Source organism: Lysinibacillus sp. A4 (assembly GCF_024919535.1).
Classification (GTDB): domain Bacteria; phylum Bacillota; class Bacilli; order Bacillales_A; family Planococcaceae; genus Lysinibacillus; species Lysinibacillus capsici.
Genome location: NZ_JANWTB010000015.1, coordinates 29,834 through 47,893, shown reverse-complemented (window position 1 = coordinate 47,893; position 18,060 = coordinate 29,834). Strand labels below are relative to the sequence as shown.

Sequence of the window (18,060 nt, the reverse complement as noted above, 5' to 3'; positions counted from 1 at the left end):
CAAATTCATTATGCTTTTAATAATGTTCCTTTTTGGTCGTTTAATGTGACAAGCGATACAATACAGATAAGCGCAAAGCCAATTAACATCCAAAAGGCTGCATCAAAGGAGCCATTAAAGGCATCAACCATAAATCCAATTGCCATCGGTGTAACAAACCCTGCTAATTGTCCCCCTGTATTGGCAATCCCCATTGCAGAACCTGTGATAGAGGAAGGTAATTTCTTGAGCACAATAACAGGTAGTAATGTAATGACAAACGCAATAAAGATCGAAACGACTGTTTGGTAACCAATAAATAACGTCACTGTTTTGGCAGTAAACATTAAATACAATAAAAGACCAATGACTGCGCAGGAAATAGAGCCTAACACTTTCTCCATACCTTTTGGTAGCTTATCAATGATATAGCCACTACCATATACACCAATTATCGTTGTAATAGCTGGTATTGTTTGCGCCCAACCAATGGACATTAAATCCAAGCCTCGATTTTTTTGAAGATATGTTGGAATCCAAGAAACTAATCCCCAGTTCACTGCATAAATACAAAAATAAGCAATGATTAAATTCCACATTAGGGGTGTTTTCAATAACTCTTTAAAATTCACTTTGTTCGTAGTATTTTCTGTTCCAGCAGTAGCTGCCTCATCTTGCGGGAGTTGAATGTATTTCCAATATAAAAAGGCAATTATGGCCCCAATTGCTCCAATGATGATAAACATCATGCGCCAGCCAATCGTTCCTAATAGATAAGCAGCTAGCAAAGGGACGATGAGTGAAACAATGCCACCAGAAGTAAGCATGATGGACATCGCTCTACCTCTTTCCTCTTTTGGGAAAATCGTAGCAATAATTTTAGAGCTTGATGGCTGAAAACCACCCTCACCAATACCAAATAAAAAACGAATTACAATCATCGCTGTTAAAGACCAAGCAATAGCTGTTAGGCCCGTAAAAATAGACCACATGATAACAGCCATCAATAAAACTCGTTTTGCGCCAAACTTATCGGCAAGCCAGCCACCCGGTATTTGCATAATGGCATAGCCTAAAAAGAAAGCGCTTAAAATAATACCCGTTGAAGATGCATCCAGTTGCAAATCTCCTGTAATCGAAACCACTGCATAGTTCATAATATAGCGATCTAAATTCCCTAAAGACCAGCCTAAAAATAAAAGTGCAAGGATGACATTTCTAGATTTCTTCGTTATTTCATTTGTTGTCATACATATCCCTCCCATATATAGAAATCCTCTCTTTATTGCCACGACTATTCTTGAATATGCTTGCCCCCTTGTCCGTAAATCCCCTTTTATATACCGACATTTTCGTTATATATTCGTATAATAATCAAAGTTCAATAAAAAGACAATATTTTTTTGAAAATTTCTAATAGATAATCGTCTTCGTAAATCCATATTATGTACCTAAATAACCGCTGAATTTAGTGATTTATCAGTATTTAAGGCTTCAAAAAGCATAAAAAAATGTCCCACACCATTTATTGGTTTGGGACATTTTTGTTTTTAGACAAGTTGATACATTTTAATAGGTCTGCCTCGAGTATGCTGTAATTCTTCTCCACAAATTCTCGCTAAATCTACATTACATAAATCTGCTACGATTCGTTGGGCATTTCTCTCGCTCATTTGCAGTTGTGTCGCTAAATCCTTTGTCGTAAAATGCTTCCAATGCATTTTTTGTACAAGTGCATGGATTTTCATATAGGTTTTAATACTAATATTCCCTTTTTTTAGTTTTTCTAAAATATAAGGGTCTTCTGCTCGGTAGGAATAGGATAGCTCTTCTACATGCCCTACCGATTCAATAATGGTGCCATCATCCTGTATCATCACGATGTCAATAGCCTCGTTTTCCTTCGTCTGTCTTAGTCCTCGGTGAGCATGTAACTCAGCATTGAACACTGTTTGAGCAAAGCCAATGCCTGCTGTCACCTTTGTCTCCATTTCAATCGACAACTGATACATTTTTTCCTGTAAAAATCGTATTTGCCCTTCAATCGCACCTCTTGTACTAAAGATCGTATATTTACCATTCCCCTCTTCAATAAGAGAGCCATCAATCTGTTCACAGAGCTGTAGTAGATTTTCCTTCGTGCGCAATTCTAAATATTGAATACGATAGCCTTGCTTCATGCGCTCTTTTAATGAATCGAAGTCCTTAATTTCAAGCATGACTGCACCAATTTGTGTCTCTTTATAATAGGACGTTTTGATCTTCTCTGTAAAAAGTTGAACTGTATGATAAATTTCTGTTTTTGTTGGGGAAACCCAATAAGATGGCACACCACGTTTCTTCAGCTCTTCATCAACAGAGGGATAACAAGTAATCGCAAAATCAATTTTGCCCGCCTGCCAAAGGCTATAGTGGAAATCAAATAGCTCTTGTGGATCAATAGCGACATCAAATTCCTTTAGATACATATGGTGGACATTATGCCGAATCTCTGCAAGACTTTCTGAAGCCATTTGAGAAGGCGAAGGAATAATATCGATACTAACATTTTCTATAAACTTTTTTTGCTGATAGGATTGTTCTAAAAAACCCCGATAAATAGCCGCTTCGGAAAAAATAATATGGGTCAATTTATCTTGGGATACATTCGTTTGGCGGGCAAGTTTATAAGGGATGTAACCAGAAAACAACCAGAAATCGACAGCCTGATTATGTGTCTCCACAAGATGCTTTGTTTCCGTCGCCACTTCATATATATACGGAATAAATTCCATATCCTGTTCGATTTCTCGTGCTAAGGCAATAATTCTTTCAACGGATTGAATGGGACCAACAACACCTATTTTATACATCTTTTGTTCCTACCTTCTTTGTGAAACTACAATCTTATGTAAAAAATTTCTTCCTTTGTTGTACATAGTATAGCGGACAATCAAATTACTAGACAAATCTTATGTATAAAGAAAAGCCTCGAAAACTGTTCGAGGCCATCTGGAAGTAACAATTATTGCTCGGTTGGATACATGTTTGTATAGAGTAACTCTAATCTTTTAGAGAGCTTTCCATAGGCTGTTTGCCATGCTTTACGTGCAGCATCATTACTGCTCCCTGCTGGTTCGTATATAGCATGGACCTCTTCAACCTTCTTCAAATCACCCTCTGCTTGCGTGAGCTTCGAATAATTTTTAACAACCTTCTTATCAGCATCACTCAGAGCATCATAGGCTTTACGGATTTCACTTACTTTCTCCTGTAAACCATTGATATATTCACCTTTTACAAGAAGTGAATTGATGGATTCAATTAATGACAATGCATTTTCATTCGTTTGCTGTTGTCCTTTTTGCTTATCAATGATCAATTGTCTAGTTCCTGCATCAATCAGGCTCACTTGTTTAGATGTAAGCTTTTCATATGCCTTGATCACAGTGCTTGGATTTGAAGCAAAGGATTTCTCATAGGTCTTCATAAAGCTTTCCACTTTTTTCACGTCAGCAAGCGCAGTTTTTAAAATATCATAGTTTGTAATCAATTTTTTCTCACTTGAACTAAGGCTACTATATTGTGTCGAAAGATTTTTAATACTTTCAATCGTTACGACATAGAGATTACTGGAAACAATTGTGGCAATATCATTATTTAGCTGTGTAATTTTCGATGCATTTTCATCTATATTTTGATTTTTTAATAAAGCTTCATATTGTTCTTTTGCTAAATGCTGCTGATTCGCAGGTAATTTCGCATAAGCTTTTTGCACTGTTTCAATTTTTTTAGCCTTTTTCGCAGCATCTGTTTCTTCTCTAGCGGTCTGTATTTTTTTATAGAAGGATTTCACACCTGTAATATCCTTATTTGCTGCTGTTAATAAATAATAATTTGTCACGTATTTTCTTGCAGCTGAAGACAATTTTTTATAGGATTCAGAAGCTGTATTAACAGCGGTTTCTAATTGATTGAATGAATATTTCGTAACATCCGCAAATTTGGCAATATCCGCCACTAACGCCTCTGCTGCTGCTTTATCAGTAGGCACTTTACCATTGCCATCAACTGAAATCTTTGGCGTGTTTAGTAAAAATTCTTCAGCATTATATACAAGTGATTGCTGTAAATTTGTAAGATTATTATAAGCTTTTAAAGTACTTGTATAGCTTGAATTAAGTTTACTTTCCTTTACACCAGTTGTTGCAGATAACTTTTGATAGGCATCCATATCTTTAATTACTTTTTCAGCTGCTTTTAAATCTTTCTGTAAGGCAACAAGACTATCGTAGCCAATAATTTGTGCTGCTGAGGCTTTCGTTAAGCTCTTATATTCCTTGATCATTTGATTGACATTATTGACATGACTTTGCCATGAACCAGCAGACGGATTGAACGGATAAACATCATCGCTAATATAGCTATCTATAACATTATTTAAATTTATAATTTGGCTTTCTTCTGCACGTTCTGCTGTAGTCAAACGCTGCACATACACATCTGGCACTAATTTTAATTGTTTATACGTTAATTTTTCATAGACTGTACGGATTGATTTAGCAGTCGTCACTTGTTTATTAGGCGTACTATTTGTAGCTAATTTATCAAATGATTTAATGAATTGCTCGACCTTTTTAATATCCGATTTAGCCTCAGACAAAATTGCTTGGTTTTGAACAGCGGCTCGGAAGCTTTGTGATAATTTCTCAATATCTGCTTCGATTGTCTTTACGCTCGCTTGTAAGGAATCAACATCCGAAGCTACATATTTCACAAGTGAATTCTCATAGGATAATAAATTAAGAATAGCTTGATTGAGTTTTCTCACTTCTTTTATCTCTTCAAGATCATTTGGCTCGTTTAATAGATTTTTAATGCTCTTATATAGGGTCTCATCTACATCTAAGCTACGCTGTAACAGATCTAGCTTATTATAAGCCTCTTCTAGTTCCTTTATTTCTTTTTCATTACTAGTCTCTATTTTGCTCCATTTTTCGTTTAACTTAGTTATTAATTCAACATCAGCAAGTGCTCGCTTTAAGACATCATAATTAGACACATTCCCTTTAGCTGCCGCTGATAAGGATTGATAGTTTTTTTCTAGTTCCGCAACTTTAGCACCAAATTCTGCTAAGCTTGATACATTGTATTTATTATCATTGACCAGTAAAGCTTTAATCTCTTTCGTTAAAGTATCAGTGGGTTGTTTAGAGACAGTAATGGTATCAGATAGTTTAGATTCCGCAAAAGAAAGACCCACTTTTGCTTTGACGGTGACAGCAATATTTTGAATATCCTTTTCAATGGCATCCTTCGGAATCGTATATGTACTACCTGAAGCACCCTCTATGATCGTAAAGGAGGTATCACCTAATTTATAAAACCATTGATAACTATATGTAATTTGATCACTTTGCAATTTTGCACCATTCTTATCAGTGACAGTAATACCAGCTACTTTCACTGTTTCTCCAGGTGCTACAAAACCAGCGGATTGACCTTCTAACGTTGGGATGGTGATATCGAGCTCTAATGGCTCAATATGGCGCGGTGCACTTTTAAATTTTTTACCGTCTGTCGTAGTTGCTTCCACAAAAATGCTTTTTCCAGCTGCTTCAACAGGCACTTTTAAGGAAATAGACGTTGCACCAGAGATGGGCTTATTTGTTGAACCCTCATCACCAGTAATTTCCTCTAGATAATACCATTGATAGGCATTGACGATTGTATCATTTGGTAATTTTTCTACTTTTAATGTTGCATTGACAATATTTTCACCAGTGACTGAAACTGTTTCGGCCGCACCTGCTACAGTGGGAACGATAAGTGCTACAGGAATAGCTGCTGCTGTTAAAAATAATTTTTTATTCAAATCTATTGACCTCCTCAATCCTTCTCCTGATTATATCGGTCATATGGCCATAATTTCCTTGAATATTAGGTAAATACTCTAAAAAGTGTATTTTTTCCTGATTTACTATTTAACAAATAATATTTTTTTGATAACGTTTTATTATTTTTGATTATAAATAAAATACTTTTCAAACAAAAGCCTTCTAACCCACATTCGTAGCCTCTACGAAGAGATTAAAAGGTATTAAAAAAATATATGCACTTTTGCTTCCGCTTCATCTGGTTATCCTCGTATCATATAAGTTGGTCGGGTCAGGGTCTTATAGGTATAGGGATTCGTATGCTGGGTTTCACTTACTTGGATACGAATCGTCATCCCTTCTCCTACTTTGCTATTTAATGCGAATTTCCCATTAAAAGCTTGAACGCGCTCCTGCATGCCTTGTATGCCCATAGAATCGGCAAGTAGAATATCATCTATATTACAACCAACACCATCATCGCTATACAAAATTTGGAATCCCTCTTCGGTGCCTAGTAAATGTATTTCAACTGTATTAGCATAGGAATGTTTTAACGCATTGTTTAATAGTTCTTGGAACAGCCGATAAATCATTAAATTTAAGCGCTCATCCTCTAAATAGAGGCGGTCAATTGTATAGATCAAAACAAAATTAGCCCGTTTATGAATTTTTTGTATTAATTTTTCAAGGGCTGCATTTAAGCCCAATGTATCTAATAGAGGTGGCTTTAAGTTTTCGCAGTAGCCCCTCAAATCATTCAGAGAGATAATCATATGTTCATGAAGCTTTATAAGTTTAGATGGGATCTCCTCTTTTTCTTTTGTATGCATGAGGACATCCATTTCCCTTGCAATGTGCAGTTGCTCTTGTAAAATCGTATCATGAAGTTCCTGTGCTAACTGATATTTTTCTTCCTCAAACCTTAGCCAAAGCAATTTATTGAGCCATGGTAGCTGTCGATTATCAGCTTCTTTCATATGCTTTAACTGATTTAAAAGCTCCTCAACCATTTTTGTGTTTTCGATAAAATTATTTAAATAGAGTAGCAATAATTCTAGCCATAGCAGTTCCTCGTCCTTGAGATAAATCGTTTTATTATGATCCACAACAAGGATTCGTTTAAAGTTCACATCCTGATGAATAAAGGCGATATAGAAATGATCTGTCTTTTTTATATCTCCCAAGCCTAATCTTTCGACTAGTACCTCATCTATTTGATGCTGCGTGTATTCTTTGGATTTATTGGTTAAGGTAACTTGATGTGTTTGAAAATCATATGTGAGCACATACACACTTTCCATTTCAAGCTGCACCACAACCTCTTGTACAAATTTCTCCAATAAGTCCTCAATCTTCACCACTCTACCAATACTCTCAACGGTCGTATACAAACGGTGGATGTAGTCGCCTTTTGTAGAAAATAAAATTTTCCGCTTACGATAATCAATCCGCTCTTTAATGTAGAACAACGCCATTAACGATAGAAAGGCAAAAAAGAAAATCTCTGTCATACGCGAAACTGATAAATCTGCAAATAAATATAAACCGATTAACAGCCATATCGTAAAGCCAAATGAGAAATTAAAATAATAACGCAATCGAGAAATGAAATACTCCATATCAAAAATACGTTCAGTGAGTTGTGTAAAAATGAAGCTGAATGGAATTAGTAAAAGAAATAATGAACAAATATCAGCAGAAAGTAGTTGTTCATTGACAAAAATTTGAGGTAAAGCATATAAAAATAAAAAAGGCAGAAATGGGATAATTATACTCATTAATAAAAGCTTTAGATGGGAAGATTTATACTTAAAAAAACCTACAATTAAAATTCCAAGATTCAATAGTATTAATAGAAAAAATAGCCATAGTATCAATTCAGATAATATCGGATTAATTGATGGATAAAAAATACTAAAAACACTCATTGCTACAGCCAAAAAAGGTAAAACAAAGAAATTTCTTATATTTTTTAAGAATAACCACTTTATATCTAAAAACAAAAAATATTCTTTTAAAAAGAGCAATAAAATGACTAAACACAGAAGTAAACTACTACGATTAATAATCATACCTATATTATCTAAACGTCCTGAAGCACCAATACTTACATAGGCTAAAGAAACACTTAGAATAAATAATATAAGTAAATTAGTAAGTTTTTGGTTAATTCTTTTAGAATATAAGTATATTGTAATGAATAATGTTAGAAAATAATAACAAGCTGGTATTATCAATAAATAGTAAAATTGTTGAGGAATATCTAGATTTTTTATCTGTATAGAGACTATCCTTCCATCCGACTTTTGAATTGTAATTTCTTTCGCTGCTCTTATGGCAGAATCAAAGGATATATAAGATAAATTACTTATTTTAACATTATCAACGTATAAAACAATATCTCCAGGAACAATTTTATGCTTAGACGCCCAATTTTTATAGTAAGAATCCGTTATTGTCCAATTATCATTTATTTTTTCTAATTCTATATTTAAAAAGGGCGTGCTATAAGTAATATAAAGTAAATAAATACCTGAAATTAAATAGAATCCTATAGCAAGCCCAAACCATTTATTTTTTAAATATTTTAGTACCAAACGCGATTTTCTAAACATACATCTTCATCAAACGAATCCAATATTGCCTTTTGTTCTAATGCTGTTACACCAATGAGAGAAGCTTTTTTTTCTTTTAACAATGTCACCAACGTCGGATTTTGCTCTAAATACTGAATCATGTTAATCATTAAAATCGCCTCATTTCTTCATTTTTTAAGTTTATAGTCACTATTTTTTGCCAATAATTCCTCTTAATAAGGAATTATTAACCATATATGTAACTATATTTTCATTATACTACCACTCTCCAATAATTCAACATTATTTTCTAAAAAATTCAAAAAATAATAGAATACGTAATAATTTTGCTTTATTTTCAATTATTTTTCTCCAAAACTAGACATAGAAACAAATAAAAAGCTCCTTCCTTCTAGTAGGAAGAAGCCTTTCATTTATATTTCTTACTCATACTGACATCCTTCTTGTAGCCACTTGCATAAATCACAAGTAATCAATGTTGCATGCTCCGGGTTCATATCACCACTATCTACTGCTAAAACACGATAATCCTCTGCCTTTATGTCCATTAAAAAGACCATTCCTCCACTATCATCACCAATTGCAATATAGCCTTTTGCATATTCCTCCACTTCCCAAGTCTGGTTTCTTTCTATTACTTCCTCTGTACCATAAATGAACACACCATTCGTAAACGATAAACCGTTACTTTCCTTTAATACAAGTGTATACGCACTCGGAAGTTGGCAATTCAACTTATTTTCTATGTGTAAAATTTGGCGATCTGTTGCTGGAGGATATGCCGTATAGCTATTATGTATAGGTAACATGTCGTCACCGTCCTTTCCTCTATATTTTTTTCACATCTGGGCTGTACAAAATTCATAAAATGCTAGGATTAAGTCATCTACCTTTTGTTTACTGACAATTTTACCCAACCATTCTTCTGGAATTTCATCCAACTGTTTATACATACCCGCTATCGATCCTGTAATCGCCCCAACGGTGTCTGTATCTTCTCCTAAATTAACTGCCGTCAGAATCGCTTCTTTAAATGTTGTAGAATTACCTACACACCAAATAGCCGCTTCTAGCGAATGAACAATATAGCCACTAGATTGAATCTCGTCTTCAGGCGTATTTAAAAAGTTTTCATGAAAAATCCTTGCATAAGCATTTAACTCTGCTTTCATTTCATGTTGTAAATTATTTTGAAGTAGTTCAAAAACCTCTTTTAAGGCCACTTCTAGTGAATTATTTCGGTATAAGCTTAATAATAGCTCAATGTAAATAATGGATCCTACTATGGAACGCGGATGACCATGAGTAATCTCTGTATATTGATGTACTAAATCTTTTCTTTTAGCAAAATCTAACTCATGCATGACCACGAATACTAAAGGAGCTATCCTCATTAGTGTACCATTGCCATTATCAAACTCGCCCGTTTTACCACATTGTGCTGGCGGAACACCTTTTTTATAGTTGGAAACGGCTTCTGCTGTAGTTATTCCAATATCAAACATTTCGCCAAATGGTGTAAGATAGCCCTGCTCCATGTATTGTACAAATTTGTTCATTAATGTTTTGGTATCCCCATTTTCAATAATGTTCTCGACCAAGCAGAGTGTTAGCGAAGTATCGTCAGACCAAGTGCCAGGTGGCTGATTATAAGTACCATACCCCATCACATCTTGCACATGGAAAGTTCCTCTTTGTTTAAACTCAACAGGTACGCCCATTAGATCACCAATAATCCCGCCGTATAAAGTGTCAAACACTCGCTCCCTCAATTTTGTATCTACCATTGATGCCACCCCTAACTTTTATTTAATTTATCACAATTCAAAAACAGTACATTTAATTTTATAATAAATCAATTCCTCATTTATTATTTTTTCAATCTCTCTCCTATCCCCTCCTGCTAAACCTGAACCAATTTTAGGCATCTGTATCGATAATCGATTTTTTAATGCAAATCTCGCAACTTTTCTTAAACATAAACGAAGCGCATCATAATCAATATAGGCTGTACGATCTTTATCATTTTTCCTCACACCATGCTGTGCAAGCATATTGGCAACAAAAGTAGCTTTCTGCTGGTCTACACATACAAACTGAACCTCTCCTAACCCAAAAGTTTCTTTATCCTTCGACCATTTTATATATTCATTTTTGGCAAAAGGGAATTGCTTTGATAAAGATAAAACAAAGCCTTTTCCCCATTTTCCTAAAATATTAACAACATGAATGATGAGTGTATGTTCTTCGAAAGGAAGAGAAGCATCACCCTTTAAGTAGTTTATGTGAGAATTGTTAGCTACAATTCCCTCCTGCCATTTATTCTCAAATTCTAATTGAGTAATAGGTACACTATCGCTTAAATCTAAACTCTCGATATGTCCGTCATACAATAAAGATCCAACATCTTCGTTCCAATCGTGCAATGATGAAGAACTATATATATCATTATTTATTATGTTGATCTGCCTAGTTGCAACGCCATCATCAAATTCTGTATATAATTGTCCATAACCTTTTAAAAATTCAATATTATCACATTTATAGTATAATAGACTATTACTAGTCCTTGCGTGACTCTCTACCACTGTTTACCTCCATTTTGGAATATCCAAATACATTTTTCAACCAATAATAAAAGTCCTGTTTCGACTAAAACTTTAATTCGCATATATTTAACAATCAAAACCACTTCCATAATCAATTTTCATAATTTAAAGACACTTTCCCTTTTTATGAATAGTATAGCATTTCTAGGTATTTCACCTAATATGAAAACCTCAGCATCTTTCTTTGCATACCTATATGCTGGATTTTCAAGTGGGCAGTCATTTGTAAGAGTGTTTCTAGTAATCTACCACCAGCACCATAAACACGATCTTTTTTGTCTTTTGTTTCATATAGATTGCCTACATCATCGACGCTACGGTATAAGAAATAAGCATTTGCACCCTTCCAAGCTAATACTGTACGAGGAAGTGGAGCGTAATACGCCTTTTCGCCCCAATCTGCTAATGTATAAGATGTTCCACCGATAATTTATTCAAATTTCGGGAACTCATTTGAGATTGTATAACGTGAAGCTGTTACGGTAGGTAGCTTTTTATGAGCCATTTGCATCTTTGTAAATCACCATTGTTTTTTTAGCAGTTTGATTACCTGAAGCGTTTAAGTTATAGTTATGGTTTTTTGCGAATGTTTTACCATTCACAGTAATTGAATTTCCAATTTCATTAACGTCAACACAGATAGAGCTAGAAGATGTAGGTGTTTGATCGTAAGATTGAGTGTTGTAAAAAACCGCCATTGATACCATAATACGATGTACTCGTTAAGGGTTTACAGATTGTTTCTGTGCAAATGTTAGATAAAGGTGTTTTAATCATGTGAACGAAGGGGCGACCCATCATCCAAAGTTCGCTTGAATAAGTATAATTTGTAGCCATAAGATAGTTCCTCCTAAAGTTATGCAATATTTTGTTGCAACACTCTATAAAGGGGAATTTCGATTTGATTTAACAACCTCCTAAAAAAAGGTTTTAAAAAGGTTTTATTCACGTTCATACATATTTAGTCTTATTCGTAAAAAAAGCCCAAGCTGTATACAAAATGGGAAATGCCCCCGAACATCCTCGCTACAATGACTGTTGTAATTTTATAGATTTGGAGTTTTCGCGATAAATATCCATAGGTTATACATCGTTGATTTAACAATGTTTTTCGATTGGATCACCAATCGCAGCATGTATAAAATTCTGCATAAATAGCATCAGAATTTAATCTTTACTTCTTATGATAAACAAAATATTCTAAGCCTCCATACGTCTTAAGCCATTTAAAATCAAAGTATGAGTATAATAACCTTGAATAAAATAACCATCTTAAACGAACGTAAACGACCTATAATTTGATTTCCATGAGTCTTATTTGGTAAAACAAACAAAAAAGCATTTCCCAAAAAACAATACAATACTGTTAATTTTCGGCAATGTATAAATAAAAAAGACCACCTCGTATGAGATGGATACATCATTCATCTATTCAATTAAAGCACCACGTTTGTTGAACAAGGAATTTTGTTTACCCTTCAACAATTGCAAGATATTTTTTGATTTCTCCTTCAGATTCAACAATTAAAATATCTCCTCGTTCTTTGGTGGAAAAAATCTTTGTACCAACAGGAAGTTTATTCGACATCTCATCTCTAAAATCTGTATTAGCATCATTTTTTGTTTTTATTTCACCGATTTGAACATCTTTTGTTAAAGACAATTTTTCAACCCAATCAATATTAGCTTTGTAGATAACTCCATCATACTGAAAAATATCAGCATCAGAATCTAATGTTAAAGCTTCTTCGGCATCTATACTGTCAATTGATACTGTTGTAGTTCCCCCTTGAATATTGCATCCTGTAATCATGAATAAAGCTAATGCGATCAAACCATAGAATAATTTTTTTATTTTATTTACCCACCTCTTTTATATAGACACCAATTATCCACCAAAAGTTACATATTCAACTAAATTTCTTCGTTAGTTGAACAAGAATCCGTTCCACAACTCTTTAAGTTTTGATATCAAGGCTGACCAAGACTTTCGAACTACCTTTTTACTAAAATTAACTAATTTATAAAAATTATTTATATATTTTAATTATTGGTATAAAATGGGGTTGTTTAAAAAATACCTAGGGGTTTTAACTTGAAATCAAAATCGAAACTTGCTGTTATGCTTCTGTCTTTTGTTTTATTATTTTCTATATTTCAAAACACAGCTTCAGCATACTCTTTAACTGGTTGGCGTTTTACTAGTACGAACTTTATTTCGTATAAATGGGGAGATAGCTTCAATAATGGCGTTGATACAAATTGTTAATTCTAATATCTCTAAAAATAGTTTTATCTTCTATTTTTTCTAAATTAAATCTGATGTTTTCACCTCGCAGCATTGCAAGAGATTCTTGCATATCTAAACCATCAAAATTAATTGATGTTAAAACATTTGAAACATTTATATATATTCGAGGTAAATAGCGCAAACAATCCACTAAGGAGAAGTTCCGTTATGAAAATTTTAATAACTTTGAACGTCCAAAGATAGATTAACACCAAATACACGATACATTAATTCTTCTCTAATACACAAAAACATAGGTAAAGAAGTGCTAATAGCGTCTTCTTACCTATGTTTGGAAATATTCATCATAAATATTTACTACTAGTTCAATTATAGTAAAGCTCACAACTTCAGAAAGAATCTTGAAATCTTTAAGAAACAAAACATTAGGATAAAGTGTACATCATCCATACAACAACAATATCGTTTGTACAACTTAAAAATCCAGATAATTATATAATGCTCTAGATGCCCTCGTAGTCTTATTTCCTCATACACATGTTTCTGAAAACTATATTATCTTACTTAAGTTTTGCCTGAATATGCTTGCAAAAATCAAGAAATGAAGGAGCAACAATAATAGCATTCTCAGGGTCGTAACTTACTTCATAATCCATGTATTTAATTTCTCCTGTTTGAATATCAATCCAAAAATCATTATCAGCATGATTATCAGCAAAAGGAATATGAAATAGAACAAAGTCTTCAAATTCCTCAGAATAATCTATCCTTCTATCTTTTGCTCTTTCAATAGATGTTGTATAATCAGAATCTTCCTCATCTTCGATTAAGGGGATATGAAAAAAACTACCAATTTCTATAGAATAATAATCCTTATTTGAAGCTTCATAAAAATTATGCGGATAAATATATGCCCCTTTAGAAAACACTCCACCATTAGTAGTAAGGTAAAACTTTATAAAATCTTTTTTACCTGGAAACTCATCAGGTACAATTTCATTTATTTGGGAAAGCGATATACTCTTCCAAGAATTCTCAAATAAAATATCATTATTAAAAAATTCATTAGAATTACTTTTAAAATTGTTGTTCATTTAGGTTACACACCCTCCTTTTAATTTATTTCTTCTTTTAGTTGCTTCCGCAACTGCTTCTGGCGAACCATATTTAAAACCTGTATCCTTTTTAAAGTCATCAGCACCGCCTACATGTGGGGTATTTATGGTATTCTTCGTGTACAAATTGCATTCTCATTGTATTCGTCTTAGGATCGTAATCTATATGATGAGATCGATAATTTTTGCCTGGATCATTAATTCCAGCTTCTTTTGCAAGTGCGGCTCTATCATCAAAATATGAACCAGTTGCATCTATAGTAAATATACCATGTGGATTATTCGGACTTATAGTTTTAGGATGTATTACTCCTCACCAGTAGAAAGGAAAATGATTGGTTGCCTTACTATTAATCCAAAGGGATCTATCATTGCATTTAGATCACTAACATAACCGTATAATGTAGGATTCCCGCCTACAAGTCCAATCGGGTCAATTTGAGTATAATTCCCTTGCTCTGGGTCATAGTATCGGAATCGGTTATAATACAATCAGATTTCTACATCCTCATACTGCCCCTGATATCTAAATGGAATAAAGTCTCTTCAGAACCAGATGGATCTCGCTCAAGCTTGAAGATTGCATGTATGTTTATTCTCAGTCTCTATTAACAGACTGTTTTCTCAAAACATTTCTTAAATGCAACGGAATGAAAACTGTTCGCTTACGCGATGATATGAAAAAAGAAGGCTTAAGCGCCTTCTTTTTTATATTTCTACTATTATTTATCTAACTATGATATTGCCAATATTATAATCTTTCTCTTATTATATTTTTAAAAATTACCACTTTACCCCCTATATTAAAGTTATACCTTCCATCTTCCCATAGATTATTAAGCCTTCTAATTCATTAATTGCACCAATATCTTCAATAGTCCTTATCTTCCCATTCAACTTCAGATAACTGTTTACAATTTTCATGTTTAAGGTAAAAAGGTAAATACTACTTTAAAACAAAAAAACGATTATGATTAACTTGAAATTTTTCTGAATTTTCAAACCTATCTATTTCGGGCTTTATAAGCCTCTTTTTCATAAATTAAATTCCTCTATATTTTAGTTTCTAATGAATACACTATAATGATTTATTTCTGCTCAATCCTCACTTTTGCACCTAAAGAAATAAAGTATTCAGCTAAAACTAAAATATTTTCTCCATATCCCGCAGCTATTAGAAATCCTTTATTATTTAAACCGTTTCGTATCTCATCAAGTGATAATCCTGTTTCTTTTTTTAATGCTAGTATCACTTTTGATTTATTTTCACCTGGATTATCCAGATACACATAATTCTTTTTTGCTTTTTCTATAATCCGTTGCTCAATTGGAGCAAAATTATCTTTTGATTTTACAATAGGAAGAAATCCGCATAAAACCCTAATTTCCTCCTCACTTAACTTAACTTTCCACTCTTTCTCCATTAAATCATAAAAATCAGATTGATATTCACCTCTTTTATAGTATCTATCATCGTGTTTATCAAGCCAAACAGATAGAAAATAGTCGAATTTTTCTAGTGAATCCACTAGTAGTTTTGGTGAAAAATCTTCTCCAACATAATCGTAATAAATTGGAGTTTCTGCTTTACTTATATCGGCAATCACTGGATTTCCACTCCAACTGGAAATAATAATCCAATTTTCACGCCATTTCATTGTCTTTGAAATATCTATCCAACCTTTATCATCTCTTATAAACCTGTAACCTACTAACGCAACTGTTAGATTTTCTATACCAAATATATAGAAATCGTTAGTCCAATAAAACATTATATCTTTGGATTTTGGTAAATCACTGTACCATTTCAAAAGCGCTTGGCTTAAAATTGGAAGTTTGAAAACTTTTCCTAACTCCCGTTTAGTTTCTGTAGATGTTCCTAAACATTTTATCTTATTGGCATTTTCTTGCTTAGAAATTGAACGAGCTAGATACTTCATCGTTTTTTACAGCTCCTTTCACTGTTATATCTATATATCATTGCTTGGCGATCAATTAGTCTACCAGTAGTTGCATTAGTATAACTTCCTCTATGACCTCTCTCACCATATAAATGTTCATTATATCCTCCAACATGTTTAGCATTAGGTAAAAATCTAATATTTCTTGGATCTCCCTTCCAAGCATTCCCTAAAGCCCCGTTCTTATGATTAGTAATATGATGTCCTGTATAACCACTCACTTTTCCCCGGCTTTTTAGTTCTTCTATTTCAGCTTCATCCCAAAGATGAGATCCACTCCCTGTTTTTTCAACCAATTCTTTTTCTAATTCCCAAGCACGTTCTATACCTTGATAATACGATCCATTTATTGGTGTTACTTTTGTTGGTTTATACATAATTAAGTTCAATTCTGATAAATCTACACCAGGAAGCATTGGAGATTTAGGGGCTAGACCAAATATATCCAATGAATTATTTGGGTTCCCGACATAACCATACAAAGTAGGATTCCCACCCGCAAGTCCAATCGGGTCAATTTGAGTATAATTCCCTTGCTCTGGGTCGTAGTATCGGAATCGGTTATAATACAATCCTGTTTCTACATCTTCATACTGCCCTTGATAACGGAATGGAATAAAGTCTTTCTCACCAGTGAACTCTTTCACTCTACCGTAGATATCAAGTCCAGTTGACCAAACCCTATTCCCTTTTTCATCATAGGCTTCAACAGGCGTTCCGAGATAATCGGTTATAATACAATCCTATTTCCACATCTTCATACTGCCCTTGATAACACTCTTTCACTCGTCCATAAATATCAAGCTGAGCATACCAAACCCTATTACCCTCTTCGTCAAAAGCTTCTACCCTTCACTCGTAATCTTTGTAGAAGGGACAAACCTTTCATTAAATACTCATGTAACTAGATTGTTCTGTAATTCATGCTTGTTTTGTGACTCAACTAAGTTTTCTCGTTCAACTGTATCATTCTGCGTGAAACACTCATCGAGAATCTTATTCCATATTTCTTGAAATCACTGTAATTTGAAAAGGGGCAAAAATCCCTTTAGTGTGATTTATTGCCCCTCAGAATTGATACTTAGGTATCTCTCCTATACTATTTTAATCTATCTTTGCCACATTAAAGTTATATCTTTCATCTTCCCGTGGATCATTAAAACCTTCAAATTCGTTTACTTTTTTTAGAGAAAACAAAAAACCAAAGTTTGAATTTGGATAATCTAATTTCTTCTTACGCGCAAATCCTTTTATAGATACCGAATATTTACCAGAAGAAACACTGTATCTAAATCCGGAATATAGTGTTTTACCATCTAAAGTTTCATAAGATACTTCATCATTTCCTAAAAATTCATTTTTATCAAATTCATAAAATGAACCAATATCTGCAATCCACAATGAATCTTTAACTTCAATATTAAAGTCATGATAAACGAATTTTTCTTCCCATTCATCGTCAAATGACTGATTACAATTTTCAAGTTTGATTATATACTCTATGGAATTTATAGGCAAAAAAGGTATCCAAATACCATTTTTAAGTGAAGCTAAATAACGATTATGATTATCCTGAAAATTTTTTAAAATTTTTTTTGTCCTAACTTTTTCTTTCTTTAAAAAGTCTTGCAGGACGTCTATTGAAAATAAACAAATTCCGTAACTCCCAGTATCTAAAATTCTATCCATT

The 18,060-nt window shown here is 33.4% G+C and carries 17 protein-coding genes; 1 reads left to right on the top strand and 16 read right to left on the bottom strand.

The window, feature by feature from the left end; translation table 11 throughout:
- Positions 1-8 precede the first annotated feature (8 nt).
- The 10 genes from NY607_RS22090 to NY607_RS22045 form a co-directional block, all read right to left on the bottom strand.
- Entirely contained in the window at positions 9-1,229 is a 1,221-nt protein-coding gene (locus NY607_RS22090) for an MFS transporter (protein WP_131522434.1), read from the bottom strand.
- A 300-nt stretch (positions 1,230-1,529) separates the two neighbouring features.
- A complete protein-coding gene (locus NY607_RS22085) occupies positions 1,530-2,831 on the bottom strand; it encodes a hypothetical protein (protein WP_131522433.1) in 1,302 nt (433 codons plus the stop codon).
- Positions 2,832-2,983: 152 nt separating this feature from the next.
- The gene (locus NY607_RS22080; protein WP_131522432.1) at positions 2,984-5,833 is read right to left on the bottom strand and encodes a hypothetical protein; all 2,850 of its coding nucleotides are present in this window, start codon (positions 5,831-5,833) and stop codon (positions 2,984-2,986) included.
- Positions 5,834-6,097: 264 nt separating this feature from the next.
- Positions 6,098-8,452, bottom strand: a complete 2,355-nt coding sequence (locus NY607_RS22075) for a sensor histidine kinase (protein WP_227745004.1) — start codon at positions 8,450-8,452, stop codon at positions 6,098-6,100.
- Positions 8,425-8,583: a competence pheromone ComX gene (gene comX / locus NY607_RS22070; RefSeq protein WP_131522431.1), complete on the bottom strand. Its 159-nt coding sequence runs from the start codon at positions 8,581-8,583 to the stop codon at positions 8,425-8,427. Before comX ends, NY607_RS22075 begins: the two co-directional genes overlap by 28 nt.
- 273 nt (positions 8,584-8,856) lie before the next feature.
- On the bottom strand, positions 8,857-9,243 hold the full coding sequence (locus tag NY607_RS22065) for an SMI1/KNR4 family protein (protein ID WP_131522430.1): 387 nt from the start codon (positions 9,241-9,243) through the stop codon (positions 8,857-8,859).
- A gap of 30 nt (positions 9,244-9,273) precedes the next feature.
- Entirely contained in the window at positions 9,274-10,221 is a 948-nt protein-coding gene (locus tag NY607_RS22060) for an ADP-ribosylglycohydrolase family protein (RefSeq protein ID WP_259420375.1), read from the bottom strand.
- 30 nt (positions 10,222-10,251) lie between these two features.
- Positions 10,252-11,022: a macro domain-containing protein gene (locus tag NY607_RS22055; RefSeq protein WP_259420374.1), complete on the bottom strand. Its 771-nt coding sequence runs from the start codon at positions 11,020-11,022 to the stop codon at positions 10,252-10,254.
- A gap of 515 nt (positions 11,023-11,537) precedes the next feature.
- Positions 11,538-11,750 carry a hypothetical protein gene (locus tag NY607_RS22050; protein ID WP_131522427.1) on the bottom strand — a complete coding sequence of 71 codons (213 nt, stop codon included), beginning with the start codon at positions 11,748-11,750 and terminating at the stop codon, positions 11,538-11,540.
- 764 nt (positions 11,751-12,514) lie between these two features.
- Positions 12,515-12,856 carry a hypothetical protein gene (locus NY607_RS22045; protein WP_237898238.1) on the bottom strand — a complete coding sequence of 114 codons (342 nt, stop codon included), beginning with the start codon at positions 12,854-12,856 and terminating at the stop codon, positions 12,515-12,517.
- A 282-nt stretch (positions 12,857-13,138) separates the two neighbouring features.
- Here NY607_RS22045 and NY607_RS22040 point away from each other — a divergent pair, with 282 nt between their 5' ends.
- Positions 13,139-13,312, top strand: a complete 174-nt coding sequence (locus NY607_RS22040; protein WP_237898239.1) for a hypothetical protein — start codon at positions 13,139-13,141, stop codon at positions 13,310-13,312.
- Positions 13,313-13,854: 542 nt separating this feature from the next.
- On the opposite strand, the gene NY607_RS22035 is transcribed toward NY607_RS22040, so the two are convergent.
- From NY607_RS22035 to NY607_RS22005, 6 genes are all read right to left on the bottom strand, one after another.
- On the bottom strand, positions 13,855-14,388 hold the full coding sequence (locus NY607_RS22035) for an SMI1/KNR4 family protein (RefSeq protein WP_131520648.1): 534 nt from the start codon (positions 14,386-14,388) through the stop codon (positions 13,855-13,857).
- On the bottom strand, positions 14,389-14,535 hold the full coding sequence (locus tag NY607_RS22030) for a hypothetical protein (protein ID WP_193767347.1): 147 nt from the start codon (positions 14,533-14,535) through the stop codon (positions 14,389-14,391). It abuts the gene before it with no gap.
- A gap of 180 nt (positions 14,536-14,715) precedes the next feature.
- Positions 14,716-14,901 carry an RHS repeat-associated core domain-containing protein gene (locus tag NY607_RS22025; RefSeq protein ID WP_227744913.1) on the bottom strand — a complete coding sequence of 62 codons (186 nt, stop codon included), beginning with the start codon at positions 14,899-14,901 and terminating at the stop codon, positions 14,716-14,718.
- A gap of 596 nt (positions 14,902-15,497) precedes the next feature.
- The gene (locus tag NY607_RS22020; protein WP_259420373.1) at positions 15,498-16,349 is read right to left on the bottom strand and encodes a hypothetical protein; all 852 of its coding nucleotides are present in this window, start codon (positions 16,347-16,349) and stop codon (positions 15,498-15,500) included.
- Positions 16,346-17,104 carry an RHS repeat-associated core domain-containing protein gene (locus tag NY607_RS24280; RefSeq protein WP_483869383.1) on the bottom strand — a complete coding sequence of 253 codons (759 nt, stop codon included), beginning with the start codon at positions 17,102-17,104 and terminating at the stop codon, positions 16,346-16,348. Before NY607_RS24280 ends, NY607_RS22020 begins: the two co-directional genes overlap by 4 nt.
- A gap of 370 nt (positions 17,105-17,474) precedes the next feature.
- A complete protein-coding gene (locus tag NY607_RS22005) occupies positions 17,475-18,059 on the bottom strand; it encodes a hypothetical protein (protein WP_227744912.1) in 585 nt (194 codons plus the stop codon).
- Between the last annotated feature and the right edge of the window lies 1 nt (position 18,060).